The organism is Pseudomonas synxantha BG33R (assembly GCF_000263715.2).
Taxonomy (GTDB): Bacteria; Pseudomonadota; Gammaproteobacteria; order Pseudomonadales; family Pseudomonadaceae; genus Aquipseudomonas; species Aquipseudomonas synxantha_A.
The window spans coordinates 2079992-2102676 of sequence record NZ_CM001514.1 but is presented as its reverse complement, the minus strand read 5'-3'; the positions used below and the strand labels follow the sequence as shown (position 1 = coordinate 2102676).

At 60.4% G+C, this 22685-nt stretch carries 20 protein-coding genes, 4 tRNA genes and 1 pseudogene; 8 read left to right on the top strand and 17 right to left on the bottom strand.

Annotation, left to right across the window (positions count from 1 at the left end):
- Nucleotides 1-45: 45 nt before the first annotated feature.
- Together PSEBG33_RS17590 and PSEBG33_RS30095 are read left to right on the top strand one after the other, a co-directional pair.
- On the top strand, nt 46-2226 hold the full coding sequence (locus tag PSEBG33_RS17590; RefSeq protein WP_005786656.1) for a hypothetical protein: 2181 nt from the start codon (nt 46-48) through the stop codon (nt 2224-2226).
- Nucleotides 2213-2344 carry an FAD-binding protein gene (locus PSEBG33_RS30095; protein ID WP_157264139.1) on the top strand — a complete coding sequence of 44 codons (132 nt, stop codon included), beginning with the start codon at nt 2213-2215 and terminating at the stop codon, nt 2342-2344. Before PSEBG33_RS17590 ends, PSEBG33_RS30095 begins: the two co-directional genes overlap by 14 nt.
- Here the strand turns inward: PSEBG33_RS30095 and PSEBG33_RS17595 are convergent.
- Nucleotides 2287-2574: a hypothetical protein gene (locus PSEBG33_RS17595; protein WP_005786654.1), complete on the bottom strand. Its 288-nt coding sequence runs from the start codon at nt 2572-2574 to the stop codon at nt 2287-2289. The genes PSEBG33_RS30095 and PSEBG33_RS17595 overlap by 58 nt on opposite strands.
- 48 nt (nt 2575-2622) lie before the next feature.
- Nucleotides 2623-3726 carry a polyamine ABC transporter substrate-binding protein gene (locus tag PSEBG33_RS17600; protein WP_005786653.1) on the bottom strand — a complete coding sequence of 368 codons (1104 nt, stop codon included), beginning with the start codon at nt 3724-3726 and terminating at the stop codon, nt 2623-2625.
- A 136-nt stretch (nt 3727-3862) separates the two neighbouring features.
- Here PSEBG33_RS17600 and PSEBG33_RS17605 point away from each other — a divergent pair, with 136 nt between their 5' ends.
- Nucleotides 3863-4654: a helix-turn-helix transcriptional regulator gene (locus PSEBG33_RS17605; RefSeq protein ID WP_005786650.1), complete on the top strand. Its 792-nt coding sequence runs from the start codon at nt 3863-3865 to the stop codon at nt 4652-4654.
- 78 nt (nt 4655-4732) lie between these two features.
- On the opposite strand, the gene PSEBG33_RS17610 is transcribed toward PSEBG33_RS17605, so the two are convergent.
- The 4 genes from PSEBG33_RS17610 to PSEBG33_RS17625 form a co-directional block, all read right to left on the bottom strand.
- Nucleotides 4733-4808, bottom strand: a tRNA-Gly gene (locus PSEBG33_RS17610).
- 3 nt (nt 4809-4811) lie between these two features.
- Nucleotides 4812-4887: transfer RNA gene (locus tag PSEBG33_RS17615), tRNA-Glu, on the bottom strand.
- 105 nt (nt 4888-4992) lie between these two features.
- Nucleotides 4993-5068: transfer RNA gene (locus PSEBG33_RS17620), tRNA-Gly, on the bottom strand.
- Between the two features lie 3 nt (nt 5069-5071).
- Nucleotides 5072-5147 (bottom strand) — tRNA-Glu (locus PSEBG33_RS17625).
- A 369-nt stretch (nt 5148-5516) separates the two neighbouring features.
- Here PSEBG33_RS17625 and PSEBG33_RS17630 point away from each other — a divergent pair.
- Together PSEBG33_RS17630 and PSEBG33_RS17635 are read left to right on the top strand one after the other, a co-directional pair.
- Nucleotides 5517-6275, top strand: coding sequence for a hypothetical protein (locus PSEBG33_RS17630; protein ID WP_005786648.1), 759 nt, complete (start codon nt 5517-5519; stop codon nt 6273-6275).
- A gap of 136 nt (nt 6276-6411) precedes the next feature.
- Nucleotides 6412-7224, top strand: coding sequence for an alpha/beta fold hydrolase (locus PSEBG33_RS17635; protein ID WP_005786646.1), 813 nt, complete (start codon nt 6412-6414; stop codon nt 7222-7224).
- A gap of 36 nt (nt 7225-7260) precedes the next feature.
- Here the strand turns inward: PSEBG33_RS17635 and PSEBG33_RS30090 are convergent, their stop codons facing one another.
- The 4 genes and pseudogenes from PSEBG33_RS30090 to PSEBG33_RS17650 form a co-directional block, all read right to left on the bottom strand.
- Nucleotides 7261-7965, bottom strand: a complete 705-nt coding sequence (locus PSEBG33_RS30090; protein WP_420066313.1) for a methyl-accepting chemotaxis protein — start codon at nt 7963-7965, stop codon at nt 7261-7263.
- Between the two features lie 201 nt (nt 7966-8166).
- Nucleotides 8167-8346 (bottom strand): annotated as a pseudogene (locus tag PSEBG33_RS30085) (HAMP domain-containing protein); the annotation flags it as partial.
- Nucleotides 8347-9341: 995 nt separating this feature from the next.
- Nucleotides 9342-10754 carry a PLP-dependent aminotransferase family protein gene (locus PSEBG33_RS17645; protein WP_005786642.1) on the bottom strand — a complete coding sequence of 471 codons (1413 nt, stop codon included), beginning with the start codon at nt 10752-10754 and terminating at the stop codon, nt 9342-9344.
- 200 nt (nt 10755-10954) lie between these two features.
- A complete protein-coding gene (locus tag PSEBG33_RS17650; protein WP_005786640.1) occupies nt 10955-11716 on the bottom strand; it encodes an SDR family oxidoreductase in 762 nt (253 codons plus the stop codon).
- A 228-nt stretch (nt 11717-11944) separates the two neighbouring features.
- On the opposite strand from PSEBG33_RS17650, the gene PSEBG33_RS17655 reads away from it, so the two are divergent.
- Nucleotides 11945-12952 carry an NADP-dependent oxidoreductase gene (locus PSEBG33_RS17655; RefSeq protein ID WP_005786638.1) on the top strand — a complete coding sequence of 336 codons (1008 nt, stop codon included), beginning with the start codon at nt 11945-11947 and terminating at the stop codon, nt 12950-12952.
- A gap of 409 nt (nt 12953-13361) precedes the next feature.
- On the opposite strand, the gene pyrF is transcribed toward PSEBG33_RS17655, so the two are convergent.
- Nucleotides 13362-14060, bottom strand: coding sequence for an orotidine-5'-phosphate decarboxylase (pyrF, locus tag PSEBG33_RS17660; RefSeq protein WP_005786636.1), 699 nt, complete (start codon nt 14058-14060; stop codon nt 13362-13364).
- Between the two features lie 257 nt (nt 14061-14317).
- Here pyrF and PSEBG33_RS17665 point away from each other — a divergent pair, with 257 nt between their 5' ends.
- On the top strand, nt 14318-15082 hold the full coding sequence (locus PSEBG33_RS17665) for a response regulator (RefSeq protein ID WP_005786634.1): 765 nt from the start codon (nt 14318-14320) through the stop codon (nt 15080-15082).
- A complete protein-coding gene (locus PSEBG33_RS17670; protein ID WP_005786632.1) occupies nt 15082-16116 on the top strand; it encodes a sensor histidine kinase in 1035 nt (344 codons plus the stop codon). The genes PSEBG33_RS17665 and PSEBG33_RS17670 overlap by 1 nt, the downstream gene beginning before the upstream one ends.
- A gap of 463 nt (nt 16117-16579) precedes the next feature.
- On the opposite strand, the gene PSEBG33_RS17675 is transcribed toward PSEBG33_RS17670, so the two are convergent.
- The 6 genes from PSEBG33_RS17675 to PSEBG33_RS17700 form a co-directional block, all read right to left on the bottom strand.
- Nucleotides 16580-17644 carry an AI-2E family transporter gene (locus PSEBG33_RS17675; RefSeq protein ID WP_005786630.1) on the bottom strand — a complete coding sequence of 355 codons (1065 nt, stop codon included), beginning with the start codon at nt 17642-17644 and terminating at the stop codon, nt 16580-16582.
- Nucleotides 17645-17716: 72 nt separating this feature from the next.
- Nucleotides 17717-18535: a DUF4892 domain-containing protein gene (locus tag PSEBG33_RS17680; RefSeq protein ID WP_005786628.1), complete on the bottom strand. Its 819-nt coding sequence runs from the start codon at nt 18533-18535 to the stop codon at nt 17717-17719.
- A 102-nt stretch (nt 18536-18637) separates the two neighbouring features.
- A complete protein-coding gene (locus PSEBG33_RS17685; RefSeq protein ID WP_005786625.1) occupies nt 18638-19492 on the bottom strand; it encodes an alpha/beta hydrolase in 855 nt (284 codons plus the stop codon).
- On the bottom strand, nt 19489-20292 hold the full coding sequence (locus PSEBG33_RS17690; RefSeq protein ID WP_005786623.1) for an alpha/beta fold hydrolase: 804 nt from the start codon (nt 20290-20292) through the stop codon (nt 19489-19491). The genes PSEBG33_RS17685 and PSEBG33_RS17690 overlap by 4 nt, the downstream gene beginning before the upstream one ends.
- 97 nt (nt 20293-20389) lie before the next feature.
- A complete protein-coding gene (locus PSEBG33_RS17695) occupies nt 20390-20833 on the bottom strand; it encodes a hotdog fold thioesterase (RefSeq protein ID WP_005786621.1) in 444 nt (147 codons plus the stop codon).
- A 30-nt stretch (nt 20834-20863) separates the two neighbouring features.
- Nucleotides 20864-22513: an AMP-binding protein gene (locus PSEBG33_RS17700; RefSeq protein ID WP_005786619.1), complete on the bottom strand. Its 1650-nt coding sequence runs from the start codon at nt 22511-22513 to the stop codon at nt 20864-20866.
- Nucleotides 22514-22685 lie beyond the last annotated feature (172 nt).

Here is a 22685-nt window from a genome sequence, read left to right as displayed (position 1 = left end):
CCCCTTTAACGTACCTTGGCCTCTGAACCTGTCGGAGCACTCGGGATGTCGCTGATCAACGCTGTCGAACGCGCCTGCACACGCCTGGCTCCCACCGGCTGGCGTGATCTGTTGCTGCACCATGGCTTGGACATAACCTCGACAACCCTGCGCGATGAACTCGCCAAACCCCTGCTCATCGATCGTACCCAGCCCGGCTTTGAGGACTTTTCGGCCGATGGCATACGTGGCGTTGAGCCTGGGCACCCAGCCGCCAGCCTGCTGTTTCATGCATTCGCCTCGCCGAATGTGAACCTCGGAATCAACGGCAGTACACTCACAGCCTTCCCTACCCCTGCTGAAACCGAACACATCCTTAATTATGTCTACGGTGCCAATCCTCCCAGCATGGAGGTTTTGCAACTGGCCGCCGGTGATGCAGAGCTGGCGATTGCCGTGTTTGCCTATGAATACCGCCCCCGCCCCGAGACCGTGCATGGGCGCCAGGCCGACCTGTGCTTTTCCCGCACCGGAATCGCCCGGGTCGGTACGGCGCCAGCGCTGTATGACCCGCAACGCAGGGGCTTTTTGCCCTTTGTCGAGGACCAGCCCAATCAGATGCGCGTTATCCCGGCGCGCTACGGCGCGTTCATAGCGGCACGGCATGTGGGTCAGCCCGAGCGGTTCGGCCCGATGAATGCTCAATCCATCGACCATGATCTTGAGTTCTGGGTGCCCTTGCATAAGGTATTCGATGGCGATGAGTGCGTGGCGGGTATGGACCTGAGCGTTCAGTTGGTCAATCACCAGGTCAATGAAAAGATCGGTCAAATCCACAGACGCTTTCGCAATACCGGTTGGCAAGAGCCTGACATTCTCAACGCACCTTTCGTCATTACCGAGGGGTTATGTCATTGGGCGGATATCGATGGCTTTGCACCTGGCTTGCTGGTGCCCGACGCCAAGGAGCGGCTGGTGCAGCTGACTCACTACCAAGGTCGTCCGCTGTCCTTCATGATGCCCCCGGGCACCGGCGGCCTGGTGCATGGGCGCCATCATGTGCGTGACGACGGCTCGATTGAAGACCTGAATCAACGTGAGGATGTCGATGCCATCGTCAAGGCCGGAGGCTACCGAGCCCTGCACTATCAGGACGCAATGGCCGATGGCTGGGTGCGCGCACTCTGTCCAGCACTGCAACTGCAGAGCATCGCCGCCTATTCGATTATCGGAGCACCGGATTTTTACCCGTTGTGTGGACAACGGGAACTCAAGCAATGGTCCAGCGACCCGCAGGTTTTTCCTTGCCCTACCCCACCCTGTCCGCAGGTATGGCACACGCGAGTCAACCCACTGTCCGATGTGCGGTTTTTCATCAATCAGTCGCTCAGGGGAGGTTATTTTTCCGCTGAAGACCGCGGCGCCACTGCGATCGTCTCGCACCCCCAAACGTCCACGACTCCAAGCCCCGGACATCCGGCGGCCTATGCCCAGCGACAATCCTGGCTGCCGGATTTCGCCAGCGGGGTCTTCGGGCCTGGCTGGGAAGTCGGCCGTGGCTTGGTAGATGCCCCATTCACCAATATGCTGTGCGGCTATCAGTTAGCCAGCCCGTTCACGGAAGATGCACGCATCTGTGCTGCGCTGGGTTCGTACTGGCCAGGGGTGGCGCCTGATTCAACCCGTACGTTCGAACCGCGCAATGTCTCTGCTACGGTCATCCCGCTGACTGACAACGAAATCGGCCTGCTAGACCAGCCTGCCTGGGATGGGCGTAGCGGCCCCTCACTGATCGAACTGGAGGGGCGCACGCTGGTTCAATACCAGGCTTATGAATACGGCGACTACACCCAGGCCGCGCTGGATGGCCGGATCTCACTGGCCGCGACCGGGCAGACCAGCACCAAGCAGTACCATCAGCGCGTCCTGGGCATGCGCCGCGCATATCAAGCAGTCGGTGCGGGCTCAGACACCGAGCAACGAAAACGCTGGCCGCTGCTGTCGTTTTTTCAGGTGCAATTACCGGACGAAGCTTTCGAAGTCGCACAGCAAGAGGCCGGTTTGCGACTGGAAGGCGAGGTGGCGTACTACAGGCTTTACAAACACGGCGCGATCAGCACCCCAGCGCACGACTTCAAACTTCGTCATGTGGAAATAGAGCAAGAGATCGAACTGTATATGAGCCAGGACGCGCTGCTTATCCGCCGGGACGGGGAACCCTGGCGACACCTCGATGAGTCACTTTGACGTCGTTGTTGTCGGCGGCGGCCCGGCTGGCTGCGCTGCCGCAATCCACTGCGCAGGGCGTTATCCACGATGCCTGCGCAACAAAGGCCAGTTGGACGCGAGTGCTCCGGGCTCATAGTCTCGGCCCCTGACCCGTACCAGGTCGGGGAATTCAAGCAACAAGGCGCGATTCCCCCTGCCGATGTGCTCCATCACCGCCAGGGTGATGTTTTCTCGCACCATGCCCGTCGAGACGTAATACATGGCCCAGGCTTGTTCCGGCGTGCAGAGGCCGATCTGCTCTTCAATCTCTTTGTACGCTTTGTAGTCGTCTGACTCCAAATAGCACTGATCACCGCCTTGGCGCATGCTGTTGCCCTCCCCGGCCCCTGGGTCAACCGCCCAATAGGCCTACACTCACGTACCGCTCTTGACCTTGGTCCAGACCCGGGTGCGAATACGCTCCGCCTTCAACGGCAACGGCTCAAGCGGAACCAGCGTGGCCATGGTCTTTTTATCGGGATAAATCCACGGGTTATCGCGCAACTTCTGCTCGACGAACTGCGTGGCATCTTTATTGGCGTTGGGATAGAGCATGTAGTTGGAAGTCTTGGCAATCACCTGGGGGCGCAGCATGTAATTAATGAACTCCAGCGCGGCCTTGGGGTGTCGAGCGTCTTTGAGCAGTACCCAGTTTTCAGACCAGACCAATGCGCCTTCTCGAGGCAGGCTGTAGGCAATCTTGCGTCCGCTGTTGGATTTTTCATTGATCGCCTGCGCAGCCAGCGCACCATTGGCCCAGCCTACAACTGCGCAAATATTGCCGTCAGCCAAATCGGTGTCGATTCGCGAGGAATCGAAATAGAGCACGTAGGGACGGATTTTTAGCAACAGGGCCTGGGCCTTCTGGTAGTCCAAAGGGTTGGTACTGTTGCTGGGCAGCCCCAGGTAGTGCAAGGCGATCGAAATGATTTCGCTGGGCGAATCGAGCATGGCCACGCCACAGGCCTTGAGCTTGCTGATATTTTCTTCTTTGAAGATCAGGTCCCAGCTGTCCACCGGGGCGTCATCACCCAGGGCGGCCTTGACCTTGTCCACATCGTAGCCAATGCCGGTGGTGCCCCAGACGTAGGGTACGGCGTAGCGATTGCCGGGGTCATTGACCGCCAGCAGAGACAGGATATCGGGATCGATATGCGACAGATTACTCAGTTGCGAGCGGTCCAGCTCTTGCAACACCCCCGCCTTGATCAGGCCGGGCAGCACATTGGAAGTAGCCACGACCAGGTCATAACCGGTGCGCCCGGCCATGACTTTGCTCTGCATGGTTTCGGCGCTGTCGAAGGCATCCATATGCAGCTTGATCCCGCTTTCCTGCTGGAACTCCTTCGGGGTTTGCGGCTCGAGAAACCCGAACCAGTTATACAGATACACCGAAGATTGCGCGGCGCTGGCCGGCGTGCTGATGGCGGCGCCAAGCAGCGAGGCTAAAAAAATAGCTCGCAAGTGTGATCGACTCATATGACTATCCCTGTTACCCGAAGCGCCTTCATGGCTATCGTAAGCTCGGGGTGAATATACCGGGCGTTGTCGAATAGTAAATACCTACAAGTACTTAGCCCTGGCCTGCAAATCCCTAACCCTAAAGGGGTAGAACATGTCGCTTGACCTTCACAACCTGGCTTGGCACCGATCGGTTGGCAAACTGATCATGCAGCTTGATCGACCAGAGTTCTGGAGCTCATTGATTCGCGTATTGAATGAATATGTGCAGATAGACAACTGGGTTGTGCTGGTTTTCAGCGATCACGCCGTGCGGGTGATCAGCCTGCCGGAGGTGGCAGACAGCGAAGAAGTGGATGCCTTTATTCATCGGTATGTGAAAGGTCTTTACCTGCTGGACCCGTTTTATATCGCTAATCGGGAAAACCCGCAGAGCGGGTTCTTCCATCTGCTCGATATTGCGCCGGAACACTTTCTTGAAACCGAGTACTACCAGCAATATTTCGCGCAATACATCTCGGTCGATGAGGCGCAGTACAACGTGCAACTCGATGCCGACAGAACCCTGTGCATGTCGTTCGGCAGTAACGTGCGCTTCACCCAGGCGCAAGTCACGCTACTGGACATGATCAAGCCATGGGTGACGGCAATGATGCATCAACGCATGTGCTTTGAAATTGACCCGCAAAAGAACTTCGCCGAACCGGCCCCATGGACTGAGGCGCTGACCCAGTTGGACACACAAATAACAGCACGCGAGAAAGACGTGCTGAAGTTGCTGCTCAGCGGTTTTTCCAACAAGGAAATCGCCGGGAAGCTGGCGCTGTCGACTGAAACCATCAAAGTCCACCGCCGCAACCTCTACAACAAGCTCAATATAAAATCGCAGTCCGAACTGTTTGCCCGGTTTTTTATGCCAAGGCCGCAAGCCCATGCGGCCATTTGAACGCGGCAAAACCGTATCGGGCCAAATTCAGCACAAACAAAAACGCCGATCATTGCTGATCGGCGTTTTCGTTAAATATGGAGCGGGAAACGAGACTCGAACTCGCGACCCCGACCTTGGCAAGGTCGTGCTCTACCAACTGAGCTATTCCCGCAAATGGCGTCCCCTAGGGGACTCGAACCCCTGTTACCGCCGTGAAAGGGCGGTGTCCTAGGCCACTAGACGAAGGGGACACGCTACTGAAACACATGGTGTGTATTTCAGTGCCCAGAGGCCTCGTCCGAAGACTTGGTCCTGGTTTCACTCAATGCCGCCCGAGGGCCACACTGCTTGTAAATTGGAGCGGGAAACGAGACTCGAACTCGCGACCCCGACCTTGGCAAGGTCGTGCTCTACCAACTGAGCTATTCCCGCATATGGCGTCCCCTAGGGGACTCGAACCCCTGTTACCGCCGTGAAAGGGCGGTGTCCTAGGCCACTAGACGAAGGGGACACACGTACAACATTCACTCCCTACCGCGTTTCGCTGTGTGCTTTACGCTGTAAGTGGCGCGCATTCTATGGATGGATTGAAAGGTCGTCAACCCCCAAGGATAAATTTATTTAAATCAATGACTTCGCCATGGTTTGCCGGCCCGTGCGGGCATTGTCGCCGCTGGAGCCTTGGCGCCTATATTCTGGCGTTCAACAAGGCGTTATAGTCTGCCTGGGCAAATGATGGCAATGTGCACCCATTCGGAAGCGCTTACCTATATAGAAGAAACTACCCGGGCAACTGGTCGATCGGTCCTATCCGCCGGATGCCTCAGTCACTACACTCCACAGCAAACCCTATAAAGAGGTCACACCGGTGACACCACTCATGATCACCCTGCTGGTAATAGCCGGGATCGTAATACTGATCGCCATTGGCTACATGAACCACGTGGTGGAAAACAACAAGCTGGAAAAGAAGCGTACCGAGATCGAGCTTAATGATCGGCTGCGTCGCTGCGGTGAAATCACCGAGACTTTCCCCGGCCAACTGATGACCCCGGCGCTCAAACTGTTGCTGGCTCGCCTGGAACTGAACGTCAACCAGCGCCTGTTGAACCTCAATAAGTCCAGCGCGCCAATCAAGGCACGTATCAGCGAACTGAATGCGCTGATCGCCCAGGGCGAATCGATTCCGGTGGCCAACCCACCTGCGCCGATCCAGACCGAAGCCAAGGCCAAGGACGTGCGCTTTTTGCTCGAAGCCCTGCACGGCCAAGTCACCCGTGCAGCCCAGGACGGTTTCCTGCCAACCAATGAAGCCAAGCACTGGATCAAGGAAATCCGTCATATCCTGGTACTGCTGCATATCGAGTTCTTCAACAACCTCGGCCAACATGCCCTGCTGCAAGGCCAGCCCGGCCAGGCGCGCCTGGCGTTCGAACGCGGCGTGCAGTACTTGCGCAAGCAACCGGAACCGGTGCTCTACAGCGCACAGCTGCAACTGCTGGAGTCACAACTGGCCCGCGCCAACTCCACGGTGCTGACCAACAGCCAACCGGCAGAAGACGAAGTCAATGAGCTGACCGAAGGTTTGAAGGTCGTCGATGCCGACGCCGAGTGGAAAAAGAAAGCTATCTACGACTGACAGCCCAGACAATAACGTGGGAGGGGTGTCAGTTGGATGGCAACCCTCACACCATATGCCATCACTTTGCATCTATCCCCCCGCCCCCGACTAGCGTAAAAAAGTGCCCCTCACTCCGTGAAGTTAGAGGCCTGCTATGCCTGTTGCCGTGATTGATGGACAACCGCTGCATTACCTCGACCAGGGCAGCGGCCCGGTCGTATTGCTCGGTTCAAGTTACCTGTGGTCTCGCGACATGTGGACGCCGCAGATTGAAGCGCTGTCCCAGCAATACCGGGTAATCGTCCCCGAGCTGTGGGGCCATGGCGAGTCGGGCCCGCTGCCCACGCAAACCCGGTCCCTGGATGATCTGGCTCGCCAGGCCCTGGCGCTGCTGGATCACCTGGACGTCGAGCAGATCAACCTGGTGGGCCTGTCGGTCGGTGGTATGTGGGGTGCGCGCCTGGCACTGCTGGCACCCGAGCGCATCAACAGCGTGGTGCTGATGGACACCTACCTCGGCGCCGAACCCGAAGCAACGCGCCAGTATTATTTCTCGCTGTTCAAGATGATCGAAGACGCTGGAGCCATCCCCGAGCCGCTACTGGATGTGATCGCACCGATCTTCTTTCGCCCGGGCATCGACCGTGAATCGGCGCTGTATCAGGACTTTCGCAAATCCCTGCAGGGCTTCCCCCGCGAACGCCTGCTCGATAGCATCGTACCGCTGGGCCGCTTGATCTTCAGCCGTGAAGATATCCTGGAGCAATTGCCGCGCCTGGACGCCGACACCACCCTGATATTGTGCGGCGAGCAAGACAAACCCCGCCCACCTGCCGAATCCGAGGAAATGGCCGGGCTGATTGGTTGCGACCTGATCCTGATCCCGGAGGCCGGGCATATCTCAAGCCGCGAAAACCCGGACTTCGTCAACGAAGCGCTGCTGACCTTCCTCGCCAACAACGCCTGACCACCCTTCGCCTTGCTCGCCGCACCCCAGCGGCGATCACAGGCGGAAATGCCCCACCATCCCCTTGAGCTCCACGCCCAACTGCGCCAGTTGGACGCTCGATGCGGCATTGCCTTGCATACTCAACGCCGAATGATCGGCACTTGCCCGAATACTGGTGACGCTGCGGTTGATCTCTTCGGCCACCGAGCTTTGTTCCTCGGCGGCGGCGGCGATCTGTTGGTTCATTTGCTGGATCAGTGACACGGCGGCCGCAATGCTGCCCAAGGCACTTTCGGTTTGCAGGGCATCACCGACCGCCAGTTTCACCAGTTCGCCACTTTGCTGGATCTGCTGCACCGACGACTGCGCCGCACTGCGCAAGGTGCTGACCAGCCGTTCGATCTCCTCAGTCGATTGCTGGGTGCGCTTGGCCAGGGCCCGTACCTCGTCGGCCACCACGGCAAAGCCACGCCCCTGCTCACCGGCGCGCGCCGCTTCGATGGCGGCGTTCAAGGCCAGCAGATTAGTCTGCTCCGCCACGCTGTTGATCACACTCAGCACGGTGCCAATGTTCTGGATCTCTGCGCTGAGGCTTTCGATGCTCGCGCTGGCACTGTTGCTTGACGTGGCCAGCAATTCGATACGCTGCAAGCTCATGCGCACCACCTGCTGGCCGCTGTCGACCTTGGCATCCGCCGTCTGTGCAGCTTGCGCCGCTTGCTCGGCATTGCGCGCCACATCGTGCACCGTGGCGGTCATCTGGTTCATCGCCGTGGCAACCTGTTCGGTTTCTTCCTTCTGGCTGTTGACCTCGTGGTTGGTCTGTTCGGTAACGCTGGACAGCAAATGCGCGGAACTGGCCAGCTGTTCAATGCCGGCCTGCAACCCGCTGACCATCTGGCTCAAACCGCTGCTCATCTGCTGCATGGCTTGCATCAACTGGCCAATTTCATCGCGACGGCTGACCTCCATGCGCCCGCTCAGGTCGCCCGAGGCAATCTGCTGGGCCACGGCGATCACACTGCGCAACGGCGCAACGATCAACCGGGTAATCAGCCACGCAGCAATCAAGCCCACCAGCAACGCCAAGGCGGAGGAACCGATGATCAGCAGCGTGCTGTGCTGCAACTGCGCCTGCATGGACTGATCTTCAGCGGCGTACGCCTGATTGACCTGGCTGACCACTTGCTCGGCGCGGTCATGCAGTTGCGTGTAGACCAGTTTTTCCTGGGCCAGCAGCCCGGTGTACTCGCCGAGTTTTTCACTGAATGACGCGATATGCCCGCTGACTTCGTTGAGTACGGTCTGGTAGCCCGCGTCCTTGACGCTGGTTTTCAGCTTCTCGACCTCGGCCAGGGCCTGGTCGGCCTGCTCGATCTTGCCCTGTGCAACGTCGTCTGCCTCAGCCTTGCGGCTCTGGTCCAGGCGCACCCGCGCTTCGTTCATGGCTTGCAGCATCAAGCGCGACACCTGGCTGACCTGCCCCGCCTGCTCGATAAACTCGGCGCCCTCCTTGCCCTGGCTTTCCTTGAGGCCATAAGCGCCGTCGTCGGCGAGGCCGGCTTGCAACACGTCCAGGTTATTCGCCACGCTGGATACCGACCAACTGGCCATTTCCAGCGCCAGGTCCTTGGCCTGGGTCAAGTCGACGAACTCATCGAACGCCTTGCGATAGGCAATCAAAGCTTGCTCGACATCACTCATCACCCGCTCGTTGACAGCGGACCGGGCCTTGAGGCTGATGGCCTGGGCCAGCAATGCGTCAACACTGTTATGCAGGGCGTCAACGGCCTGGGGGTCGGCGTGCAGCGCGTAGTTTTGCTCGATCACACGCACCTTGAGCAACTCGCTATTGAGCGAAGACATCTGCTTGAGGCCATCAAAGCGCTGGCCGACGGTGTGCAGGGCCCCCACACCGATCGCCGCTACCAGGGCCGTCAGAAGGAGTACCAAGGTAAAACCCAAGCCCAGTTTTTTTGCCATGCCAAGGTTGGCGAATCGTCGTTGCACGCCCCAAATCATTGCACTTGATCCTCTTGCAATGGCAGATGCCATAAACCAGGTTTACAAGCATTGAGAGTGGCAACCCCGAGGCCTCGAGCACAAGCCGCTGGCGTAGCAATAATGGCAAAAAGCTACATGCCCGTCGTTTTCAGAATGGTCGAGGTCGATCTGGACGGCCCCATGGCACGGAACAACGCCAGTGCGCGCTGATCCCCTGCATAGGCCACATTGATGCGTAGCCAGTCGCTACGCTCCCCGGCGGGGCTAAACAGCGCCCCGGGCGACAGCAGCACGCCGAGCCGCCGGGCACAGGCTTGCAGTCGCGACGGGTCCGGGATGCCCGGTCGCGCCCACAGGAACATGCCCCCAGCGGGAACGGCAAAGACCTGCCACTCTTCATCCTCAAGCACCTGCAACGTTGCAGCCATCTGCGCATTCAGGTGCTTGCGCAGGCGCTGCACCCACTTACGGTAAGTGCCGTTGCTCAACAACGTTGCCACCATTGCTTCGGCAAAGCGCGAGGTGCCGATGCCCGTCAGAGTCTTGAGATGGGCCAATTGCTCAATGAGCGTGGCACTGGCACAGAGGTAGCCCACGCGCAGGGCGCTGCTCAGGGTCTTGGAAAAACTCGACACATAGATCACCCGGTCACCGTGGTCCAGCGCCGACAAGCGCGTGCAACTGGCATGTTGCAGGTCGCCGTAGACATCCTCTTCGATGATCAGGAAATCCCACTCTCGCGCCAGTTCCAACAACCGCTGCGCCACCGAACGGCACAGGCTGGTGCCGGTGGGGTTGTGATAGAGGCTATTGATGAACAGGCACTTGGGCCGATGGGTTTGCAGCAGCGTTTCCAAGGCAGGGATATCCGGGCCGCCACGGGCGCGCGGGACCTCCAGCAGGGTCACACCCTGAAAGGCCAACTGGCGATAGAGGTTGCCATACCCGGGTGTTTCCACCACGACCTCATCACCGGCCTTGAGCAAGGTGCGTATCAGCAGGTCCTGGGCATGACTGGCGCCATGGGTGGTGAGAATACAGTCCAGGCGGGTGGCTATGTGAATCTGGGTCAGACGCTTGAACAGTTGTTCACGCAGCGTCGGCAGCCCCAAGGGCGTACTGTAGCTGAACAAAGCCCCGGTATCGGTACGACTGAGTTCGCGAATTGCATAGCTGATGTCATCGCTTTCGCGCCAGTCGTCCGGCAGCCAGCCACACCCCAGTTTCAACTCGCCGACGGGACTGTCGGTAAAAGTGCCCCATCCCTGCTCCGCGCCTTCATACCAGTGGTGTTCGTGGGTCGCTGCAGGTTGCGCCACCACGAACCCCGAGCCGTGCCTGGAGGCCAGCAGCCCCTGGGCCACCAGCCGTTCGAACGCCTCAATCACGCTGGACTGGCTCAGCAGGTTGTCGAGGGCCAATTGCCGAATGGACGGCAAGCGCGTTCCGGGGCTCACCCCTTCCTTGCGAATCCAATGCGCCACCGCGCTGACGATTTGCTGAACAACCGGTACCAGGGCTTGTCGATCGATCCCTAAATCCATGAGCCACTCACTTCAACTGTCTGTTAACCCAAAACAGTTAAGCACAGAAGCTCGCCGAAATTTGCCGCTAAGATTTATTAAAGTATTGATTTTATTAGATTATTTACCTACTGATACATATTCGCGCACGGCCCACTGCCCGCTATGGAAACGCCCCACAGCACCTCGCCCTCTTTTCGAATGCGGTGCGACTTGCCGTCCTAGATGGCTGTTGCGCCACCATCCACCGCCAGGGACTGGCCGGTGGTAAAGGCGGCACCATCACTGCACAGGTACAACACGGCGCTGGCAACTTCCTCCACCTTGCCGATGCGCCCGACCGGGTGCATGGCCGCCGCGAATTCGGCTTTGCGCGGGTCGGCCTCGTAGGCGCGGCGAAACATGTCGGTATCGATCACGGCAGGGCAGACCGCGTTCACGCGGATCTTCTTTTTCGCATACTCAATGGCTGCCGACTTGGTCAGGCCGATCACTGCGTGTTTGGACGCCGCATAGATGCTCATCTTCGGCGCCGCCCCCAGCCCGGCCACCGATGCCGTGTTGACGATTGCTCCGCCGCCCTGGGCCAACAACAGCGGCAACTGATACTTCATGCACAACCAGACGCCTTTGACGTTAACCCCCATGATGGCATCGAACTCATCCAGGCTGCCGTCGGCCAGCTTGCCTTTCTCGATCTCAATCCCGGCGTTGTTGAAGGCATAGTCCAGTCGTCCATAGATGGCGACCGTCTGCGCCATCAATTGCTGTACGTCCGTTTCGAGCGTGACGTTGCAACGCACAAACACCCCTTCGCCGCCGGCCTGGCGGATCAGCGCAACAGTGCCCTCGCCCCCCGCCACATCGAGGTCGGCAACGACCACCTTCAAGCCTTCGGCCGCGAACGCCAGCGCAGTGGCGCGACCAATACCCACGGCGGCGCCGGTTACCAGGGCGACCTGGCCAGAAAATGTCATGCTCATGGGAACTGTCCTATGGGAGTGGTAACGGTGGCGCGAGTCTAGCCAACACAGGGATTAGCGCGTCAGCACTATCAGACGGCGGGTTAGCGCTGCATGAATCGCAGTGATAAGTCTACCGGGATGGTTATCAGCGATGCCTATCGACGGGCATTCGCCTCCCGCAGGCAACCTTGCCCTGGCGTCACTGAAGGGCTATCACTCATGATTCATTTCCAAAGAGTCCTTGCCATGACCGCCCAGACCAACCGCCAATTCCTGCTCGCCAAACGCCCGGTCGGTGCGGCCACGCGAGAGACCTTCACCTACCAGGAAGTGCCGGTGGGCACGCCTGCCGACGGCCAGGTCCTGGTACGCAATGAATACCTGTCCCTCGACCCGGCCATGCGTGGCTGGATGAATGAGGGCAAGTCCTATATCCCGCCGGTCGGCATCGGCGAAGTGATGCGGGCGCTGGGCGTCGGCAAGGTGATTGCCTCGAACCATCCGAACTTCGCGGTGGGGGACTACGTGAATGGCGCCCTGGGCGTGCAGGACTACTTCCTCGGCGAGCCCCGTGGTTTCTACAAGGTCGACCCCAAGCTTGCGCCCCTGCCCCGTTACCTGTCTGCCCTGGGCATGACCGGCATGACGGCTTACTTCGCCCTGCTGGAGACCGGTGCGCCGAGAGCCGGTGACACCGTGGTCATTTCCGGCGCCGCGGGTGCCGTGGGCAGCATCGCCGGGCAGATCGCCAAGATCAAAGGCTGCCGCGTGGTGGGGATTGCCGGCGGTGCCGACAAGTGCAAGTTCCTGCTCGATGAGCTGGGCTTTGACGCCGCCATCGACTACAAAAGCGAAGACGTACCTGCCGCCCTCAAGCGCGAATGCCCGAAGGGCGTGGACGTCTATTTCGATAACGTCGGCGGCGATATTCTCGACGCCGTGCTCAGCCGCCTGGCACTCAAAGCCCGCGTGGTGATTTGCGGCGCGATCAGCCAATACAACAACAAGGAAGCCGTCAAAGGCCCGGCCAACTATTTGTCATTGCTGGTCAATCGCGCGCGCATGGAAGGGTTTGTGGTGATGGACCACGCGGCGAACTTCGCGGCGGCCGGGCAGGAAATGGCCGGCTGGATGGCCCAGGGCAAGCTCAAGAGCAAGGAGGATATTGTCGAGGGGCTGGAGACATTCCCGGAAACGCTGATGAAGCTGTTCAGCGGCGAGAACTTCGGGAAGTTGATACTAAAAGTCAGCTGACACACGGCAGATCTAAATGTGGGAGGGGGCTTGCCCTAGGCTTTTGTAGGAGTGAGCTTGCTCGCGAAAAACTCACAGGCACCGCGTTCATTCAGACAACACGCGTTATCGTCGACGTTTTTCGCGAGCAAGCTCGCTCCTACAGAGGGCGATGTACGCTTGACTGACTGGCATTAGGGCTTGCCCACGATGACCATGCTGACTCGCTGCTTGCTCTTGCTCTTGCTCTTGCTCTTGCTCTTGCTCTTGCTCTTGCTCTTGCTCTTGCTCTTGCTCTTGCTCTTGCTCTTGCTCTTGCTCTTGCTCTGCTTTTGATCTTAGGCGCCCCGTTAAACCACGCTGGCCGGAATTCGACAGGGATTTGGGGGGTAAGCCCCCTCACACATTTTTTACCGTGTTCCCCTGAGTATCAGGCGATTTCGGCAACCACCGCGGCCAACGCTTTGGCCGGATCCGCCGCCTGGCTGATCGGACGGCCGATCACCAGGTAGTCCGAACCGGCATCCAGGGCCTGGCGCGGGGTCAGGATACGGCGTTGGTCATCCTGCGCGCTGCCCGCCGGGCGAATACCCGGCGTCACCAGTTGCAACGACGGGTGGGCGTTTTTCAGGGCCTGGGCTTCCAGGGCCGAGCATACCAGGCCATCGAGGCCGGCTTTCTGCGCCAGAGCCGCCAGGCGCAATACCTGCGTCTGAGGCTCGATATCCAGGCCAATACCGGCCAGGTCTTCGCGCTCCATGCTGGTCAGCACGGTCACGCCGATCAGCAGCGGTTTGGGGCCGCTGCGTTGTTCCAGCACTTCGCGGCACGCGCTCATCATGCGCAAGCCGCCGGAGCAGTGCACATTGACCATCCACACGCCCATTTCGGCCGCAGCCTTCACGGCCATTGCCGTGGTGTTGGGGATGTCATGGAATTTCAGGTCCAGGAACACTTCGAAGCCTTTGTCCCGCAGGGTGCCGACGATTTCCGCCGCGCAACTGGTGAACAGTTCCTTGCCGACCTTGACCCGGCATAGCGTGGGGTCCAACTGGTCAGCCAGCTTCAGTGCGGCGTCACGAGTGGGGTAATCCAGGGCGACGATGATAGGAGTCTGGCAGACGGACATTGGAATGGGCTCTCAGGCAAGTCGAAATCGGCGCGGATTGTAGCGCAAGCAGCGCCGTTGCGGGATCCGATGATCGGTAAATACTGATCAAGTGCCCGATACACGCGATTTCGAGCACTTGTTTCAAAGTCGATACATTCACGACACGCCCTCAACACGCCGCCCGGCTAGCCTCGCACACTATCGCACGCCCAGCATTTCCAGCCACGGCGCTGGGCGCCTATGCTGACAGCACTACTCAGGCAGATGATCGCACTATGCAGACCCCTTCCGTCCCCGTAAACGAAGAGCCTAAAGGCACGACGATCGCCGAAGACAAGCGCTGGACCACCCGTGCGCTGATCGTCGACGACGACGTGCCGATCCGCGAACTGCTGATCGACTACCTGGCGCGCTTCAATATTCTGGCCTCGGGCGTCACCGACGGCGCCGCCATGCGCCAAGCCATGCAAGCGGAAACCTTCGATGTGGTGGTACTGGACCTGATGCTGCCGGGCGAGGACGGGTTGTCGCTGTGCCGCTGGCTGCGTGCCGAGTCGGACATTCCGATCCTGATGCTCACGGCCCGCTGCGAACCCACCGACCGCATCATCGGCCTGGAACTGGGCGCTGATGACTATATGTCCAAACCGTTCGAGCCCCGGGAGCTGGTGGCCCGTATCCAGACCATCCTGCGCCGGGTGCGCGATGACCGCACCGAGCAACGGGCCAACATCCGCTTCGACACCTGGCGCCTCAACAGCGTACTGCGCCAGTTGGTGGCCGATGACGGCCTGGTGGTGCCGCTGTCCAACGCCGAGTTTCGCTTGCTGTGGGTGTTCATCGAACGCCCGCGCCGCGTATTGAGCCGCGAGCAACTGCTGGATGCGGCCCGTGGTCGCTCCATCGAAGCCTTTGATCGCAGCATCGACTTGCTGGTATCACGCCTGCGCCAGAAACTGGGGGATGACCCCAAGGCCCCGCAGTTGATCAAGACCGTACGCGGCGAAGGCTACCTGTTCGACGCCCGGGATATCGGTTGATGCGCGCCACCTTCAATACGCTGTTCGGGCGACTGTTCGGCCTATTGCTGGTGGCCATTGTACTGGCCCACGTGCTGGCGCTCTTCTGGTTCCACCACTACGGCCGGCCACCGCCTCCGCCTCCCCAGGCATTCGTCGAACAACCGGACGGCACCCTCAAACCGCTGCGCAAGGAACCTCGCCCTTGGTTTGGTGGCCCGCTGGTACCGCTGACGTTTCAATTCATCTCGCTGATCATTGCCGCCTGGTACGGCGCCAAGCTGCTGAGCCGGCCGATCCAGCGCCTGAGTGCCGCAGCCGAGCGTTTGAGCGTCGACCTCGACAGCCCGCCGCTGGTGGAATCCGGCCCGCGCGAGGCAAGGCAAGCAGCCTCGACCTTCAACCTGATGCAAAAGCGCATCCGCGAACAAGTCAGCCAGCGAGCACGTATGCTCGGTGCGGTCTCTCACGACCTGCGCACCCCGTTATCACGCCTCAAACTGCGCCTGGAACAGATCGAAGACACCAAGCTGCAAGGCCAGATGCGTCAGGACCTGAACGACATGATCGATATGCTCGACGCCACCCTGAGCTACCTGCACGAACAACGCACCAGCGAGACGCGGCATTGGCTCGACGTGCAGGCGCTGGTGGAGTCCCTCAGCGAGAACGCCCAGGACCAGGGCTGCGACGTGCAATTTTCAGGCACCTGCGCGCCCTTGCAAGTGCAGCCCATGGCCCTGCGCTCATGCCTCAACAACCTGATCGACAACGCGCTGCGCTATGCCGGTATGGCCCGGGTAGAACTGGCCGACAGCCGTGGCGCATTGGTGATCAGGGTGATCGATAACGGCCCGGGGATCGCCGCCGATAAACGCGAAGCAGTGTTCGAACCATTCTTCCGGCTGGAGGGCTCGCGCAACCGCAACTCCGGAGGGGTCGGTTTGGGGATGACCATTGCCAGAGAGGCCGTCGAGCGGCTAGGCGGGCACTTGAGCCTGGAGGACACGCCGGGTGGTGGGTTGACTGCCGTGATGTGGTTGCCGAGGGGCTGAGGCTTCTCCCTTCTATACAACTGTGCAGCTTGCCGCCCCCACGGTAACCACGATGCGAAGCGAGCCGCTCTTGATCTTGATCTTGATCTGCCTTTGATCTCAGGCGCCCCGTCAAACCACGCTGGCCGGAATTCGACAGGGATTTGGGGGGTAAACCGGCAGGGATGCCGGTTTAGCCGCCCCGCGCCATGGATGGCGCGGGGCGGCGGCCCCCCAAATCCATGGCGGATTACGGGCACACCGAGCCTAGGCGAGGTGCCGAGTGGTGGGGCAAGAGCGTTTGGGTTACTTTTGCGCTTTTCAAAAGTGACCCGCTGTAAAAGCGGAACCAATATCAGCCGTTACCCAAATAACGGATATGTACTCAGTCGGATCCAACATCCTGGCCGGCCCTGAGGCCGCCATCGGGAGCAAGCCCCCTCCCACAGGTGCCGCGTCACATCACATCCTGATGCCTAGCCCCTCAATTACACGGCTTGTCGTCACGACGCACTTGCGCCTGGGTAGCGCTCCAGTCCGTCAACAGGCTGTACGCCACCGCCAGCAGCGTCGGCCCGATAAACAGCCCGATAAAGCCAAAGGCGATCAACCCCCCAAACACCCCCAGCAGCACAATCACCAACGGCAGGTTACCGCCACGACTGATCAGATACGGCTTGAGCACGTTGTCCACACCGCTGATCACAAACGTACCCCATACCCCCAGGAACACCGCATAGGTGTAGTCACCCTTCCACGCCAGCCAGGCCGTGGCCGGAATCCACACCAGCGGCGGGCCCATGGGGATCAGGCTGAGCAGGAAGGTAACAATACCCAGCACCAGCGCACCCGGCACGCCGGCGATCAGGAAGCCGATCAGCGCCAGCAAGGCCTGGGCCGCCGCTGTGCCGATCACACCATTGACCACCCGCTGCACCGTACCGGCCACCAGCTCGATGTAATAGCCGGCACGTTCACCGATCAGCCGCTCCAGCAGACGGTGCACAAACATCGCCAGGCGCGGCCCATCACGGTAGAAAAAGAACACGAAGACCAGGCTCAGGGTCAGCTCAAGAATACCGCCGCCAATTTGCGCACTGCGTGCCAGCAACCAGTTGCCGACCTGGCCGAGGTACGGCTTGATGCTGACCATCAGCGCCGCGCCCTGTTGGTCAATGCTGTCCCACATCGCCACCAGGCGCTCGCCGACGAACGGGATCGAGCCCAACCAGGTCGGCGCCTCGGGCAAGCCGTCGACCTGAATATCTTTGATCAGCGCCACCGCATCGCGCACATGGTCGGCCAGGTTGAACCCCAGCCACACCAGCGGCACCGCCACCAGCAGCATCCAGCCCAAGGTCAGGATGCCAGCAGCCAGGGACTCCCGTCCGCCCAGCCAGCGAGTGAGCAAACGCATCAGCGGCCAACTGGCAAACGCCAGCACCGCGCCCCAGAACAGCGCCGACCAGAACGGCGCCATGACCCAGAAGCTGGCGCCAAACAGCACCAGCAGCAGGATTTGCACCAGCAGGCGATCGTTATTGAGCATCGGGTATCTCGAGAATATGGCTGTAGGAAGAGAGCTTAGGCGAACGGCACGGGTCCGTTCGCCTTGTAACGGTCAGCGTATCAGATGCAGGTGCAAACCCTTAGCGTCACCGCTGCCGGTTTCCAGGCGTGCGGCGCGCACGCCCTTGTCGACCAGGGCCTGGCGCCAGGCCTCGGCTTTCGGGCCGGTCAGGCTCACGCGCAAGGTGGTATCAAGGTTCAACCCACGGGAAATCAAGGTCAGCCAGGTGTCATCAGGCTCGGCGGCCAATGCAGGGAGATCCAACTCGCCCGTGCTTTTGAGCTCTCGCAGCAGGGTGGCCGAGGTGGGTAGCAGATCGCCCAAAGGCGCGCTGGCATCGAGTTGCTCCACATGCAGGTAAGCGCGTCGGTTGCCGCGAGTAATGCCGTACAGCGCGACCAGCGAGTTGTTCTGCGGGGCGGCCAGGCGCAGCAGCAGGTATTCCTGCTGGCCGTCGGCCCCCACCAGCTTGGCGTTGCCGAACACTTCATTGGCCCACAGACTGCTCTCGCCGCAATCGCGGGCCTGGCACCAGAACAACAGCTGCGCGCCCTTGGCCTGCAAAGCTTCACGCGTTGCAGTAAAGGCGGCGCTGGAGCTGTGCTCCGCGGGCAATTCATAGGTGATTGCAGTGGCCTGGCCGCGCGCGGTGGCCTGGCCTTCGTAACGCAACTGGCCGCTGATCTTGCGGATCGCGCCCATGGGGTAGATGCGTTCCTTCTCTTCAGCGGGGCGATAGTCGACAATTTGCGCGTCGACCTGGCGGGATACGGTAGGTAAATCCTGGCTGCCTGGCACATCGGCGGCAAACACCAGGGGGCTGAAACAGCAAAGGCCAAGGGCACGGATACATCCTTTACCCAGGCTCATCGGATCGATAGGCCCTGGCCAATGGAGGTCACAGCGATGTTGAGTGTGTTCATGGTTGACTCCCTTTCAATCCGCCCAGCCTCGGCAGTTGACCCCGCCAAGTCAAGGCGTGGAGAAGAACCGATTGAAACAGTCTGCAACAAGAGCGGCGCCGGACTCATCATTCAGGTGCAAATGATGGCCACCTGGCAGCGTGGTAACGCTGAAGGGTAGCTGAGAAAGCAATTCGGCATGTTTCGCCAACATGCCGTCAACCGCCACCACCAACTGCGCAGGGCAACTGACGCGACGCACAAAAGCCATGGCCTGTTCATCGGTCAGACGCATCGGCGATGCCAGGGTCAGGCGACTGTCGCTGCGCCAGGTGTAACCGCCAGGCACCGGCATCAAACCGCGCTGGGCCAGCAGTTGCGCCGCTTCACGACTGACCGCCACCACGCCCTTCATTCGCGCTTCAACCGCTTTTTCGAGGGTGTTGTAGACCGGCTTGCGCTTGTCCTGCAGGTTCAGTTGCGCCTGCAAGGCCATGCCCAGACGTTCGGCTGCATTCTCGCCGCTGGCGGTCGGCGGGATCACACCGTCGATCAAACCCAGGTGCGTCACTCGCTCCGGCAACGCCCCGGCCAACACCAGCGAGACGATGGCGCCCAGGGAGTGGCCAAGTAATGCAAAACGTTTCAACCCCAATTGTTCGGCCACCTGCAGCACGTCGTAGACGTAATCCCACAAGGCATAACCGGCGCCTGCCGGACGATGGGCCGAATGCCCGTGCCCAGCCATATCCAGAGCGATGATGCGCAACCCGTGCAGCTTCGGCGCCAGGCGCGCAAAACTGTTGGCGTTGTCCAGCCAACCATGCAGGGCAATCACCGGCAGGCCATCCTCGGGCCCGAACAGGTGCGCGGCCAGTTCGATATGCGCCAGGCTCAGGCGAACCTCTTCGACCGGCGTACTCATGCGCAACTGCGCTCGCGGGCTTGCCAGCGGGCGAACAGGTTCTTGATCAAGGCAGCCGTGTCCTGGGGGCGTTCGAGGGGGAACATATGACCGCCCGGCATAGTGAGCATTTCGCCCATGGGCAAGCGGCCGACGCCACTGGCATGGTGACGCATGACCACTCGACTCTGGCGACCACGCACCACGGCCAGTGGCACTTTCAGCAGGCGTACCTGGCCAGGGCTGGTGTGCGGCACGCCGCGGTAGATGCTGATTTCGGTGGCCGGGTCGAAGCGCAAGCGCAGGCGGTCGCCGACTTGCTGCAGGCCATGCTGCAAATACGCGTCGAAGCATTCGGGGTCGAAGCCACGAAACAGGGTTTTGCCGGCGAAGTAGCTGCGCGCGGTGTCCAGGTCGGTGAATTCTTCACGCCGGCCAAGGGTACGTCCGGCCGGTGTCAGTCGATCGATAAAACCAAAGCGCTTGGCGGCGCGGATCACCCAGCGGTCGGCACGGGTGAGCACCGGCGAATCCAACATCACCACGCCACGGTACAACTGCGGGCAACGCATGGCCGCGTGCAAATGCAGCACGCCACCGAGGGAATGGCCGACGCCCCACACGGGTTCCGGCTGTTGCTCAAGGTGGTGGATCAACTCGTCCACCAGGTTCTGCCAGTTATCATCCACCGGGAACCTGGGGTCGTGACCGTGCTGCGGCAGATGCGCCACCGTATATTCCGGGGCCAGCGCGGCAAACAGCTTGCCGTAGGTGGCCGAAGGGAAGCCATTGGCGTGGGTAAAAAACACGTGCTGCGACATACAGGTTCCATCGATAAAAACAGAGGTTGATTGTCACCATGCCGGCCGCCTGCAGCAATGACTGTAACTGCCAGGAATGATGACACTCACGCCACGCCTATCGTGCCGGCGGGTTTTCGCCCAGCGGCACCACGGCCATGGTCAGGCGCGAGACGCAACTGGCTTTGCCATCATCGCTGCTCAGGCGGATATCCCATACCTGTGTGGTGCGCCCGATATGAATGGCCTTGGCCACCGCCGTCACCCGCCCGCTGCGCACGCCACGCAGGTGGTTGGCATTGACCTCAAGGCCCACGCAATAAAACTTGCTGGCATCGATGCACAGGTAAGCAGCCATGGAGCCGACGCTCTCGGCCAGCACCACCGAGGCGCCACCGTGCAGCAGGCCGTAGGGCTGATGGGTGCGGTGATCGACCACAATGCTGGCAGTGAGGGAGTGCTCGTCGAAGCTTTCGAAACGAATATCGAGCAACTCACCGATGGTGTTTTTCTGAATCGCGTTGAGTTGTTCGATATTCGGTTGGGTGCGCCACAGGCTCATAGGGTTGTCCTTGTTGGTTTTATTACGATCCTAATCCTGCCACAGAACGGTTTCAGCGCGCTCGCTCCAAGTGTGCAAATGTGGCCCGTACGTCGACTCGATCACGTTGCGTTTGATCTTCAAGGTCGGCGTGAGAAAGCCGTTTTCCACCGCCCAGTTGTCTTTCACCACCACCAATTGGCGCAAGCGCTCATGTCTATCCAGCCCGGCGTTGACCTGTGCCAGCCAGTGGTCAAGGTGGGTTCCAAGCGTTTGGCGGTCTTGGCCCTGTGCCGACAACACGCATAGCCCGATCGGTGCGCCAAGCCCCTCGCCGACTACACACACCTGTTCGATGCGTGCATGTTCGGCCAGACGATTTTCAATCGGCGCCGGGGCCACGTATTTGCCTTTACTGGTCTTGAAAATCTCCTTGAGGCGCCCGGTCAAACGCAGACGGCCGTCTGCGTCCTGCTCACCCTTGTCGCCGGTACGCAGGAAGCCATCTTCGGTAAGGGTCTCAGCGGTTTTTTGCGGGTCCTTGAAGTAGCCCAGCATGGTCGCGCCGCTGCGTACCTGCACTTCGCCTGATGGGTCGATACGCACTTCTACACCTGGGCAGGGCAGGCCGATCCAACCCAGCGTCTGTGCACCGGGGCGGCACACATGGGAATAGCCGCAGTTTTCGCTCATGCCGTACACCTCCAGCACGTCCAGGCCCAGGCGCTGATACCAACCCAGCAAGGCCTCGGGCACGGGTGCCGCACCGGACAGGGCAATACGCAGTGCATCCAGCCCCAGTCCCGCGAGCACTTTATGACCGACGCGCTTGCCGATAAAAGGCAGGCGTAACAGGGTGTCGAGACGTTTTTCCGGGACCTTGGCGTAGACACCCAACTGGAATTTGGTCCAGATACGTGGCACGCCAAACAAGGCCGTCGGCCGGGCCCTGCGCAAATCTTGCAGGAAGGTGTCCAGGCTTTGCGCAAAAAAAACGGTTTGCCCGGTGTAGATCGCCGCCATTTCCACAAACATGCGTTCGGCGACGTGGCACAGCGGCAGGTAGGACAGCAACCGATCGCCCTCCCCCAGGCCGAACAACTCGGTGCCGCGAGTGGCAGCGAAACCCAGTGCCCCGAACGTTTGCATCACACCCTTCGGCAAACCGGTCGTCCCGGAGGTATAGACGATGGTGGCCAGTGTCGAGCCAAGGGGTTCGGGATGGTCCTGGATCGGTGAGCAGGCTTGCAGGTCCGCCCAGCTGAAATCGAACGTCCCCGCCGGGCAGAGCGGCAGGCTAATGGTTGGCACACCCGCTGGCACACCCGGCGCCATTGCCGGCCAGTCATCGAGCTTGCCGATCAACGCCAACGCCGCCTCGGAATGGGTCAGCACATGGGCGACAGAGTCAGCGGTGAGGTTGGGATAAAGCGGCACCGAAACGTGCCCGGCCATCCAGATCGCCAGGTCGGCGATGATCCAGTGCGCGCAGTTTTTCGAGATCAGGGCGATGTGCGAACCTTGGGGCAAGTCTCGTGCACGCAACCAATGAGCGGCGCACCGGGCCTGGTGGCCGACATCGCCCCAGGTGAGGGTCTGCACCTCGACACCGTCAATGGGCTGCACCAGAAAAACCTTACGCGGGTGCCGCGCTTCACGCTCGAAGAAGACCTGCAACGGCAAACGAAAAGCGACAGGCATGGGACGCGCTCCTTTGTGATCCGAGATACAGCCAACCAAGCACTTGCTTGGCTGACTGTATAGCACACACAAAGCCAACGGCCTGCTGGCGAAGTACACGAGCCCCCCTCCCGTAACCACGATGCGAAGCGAGCCGCTCTTGATCTTGATCTGCTTTTGATCTGAGGCGCCC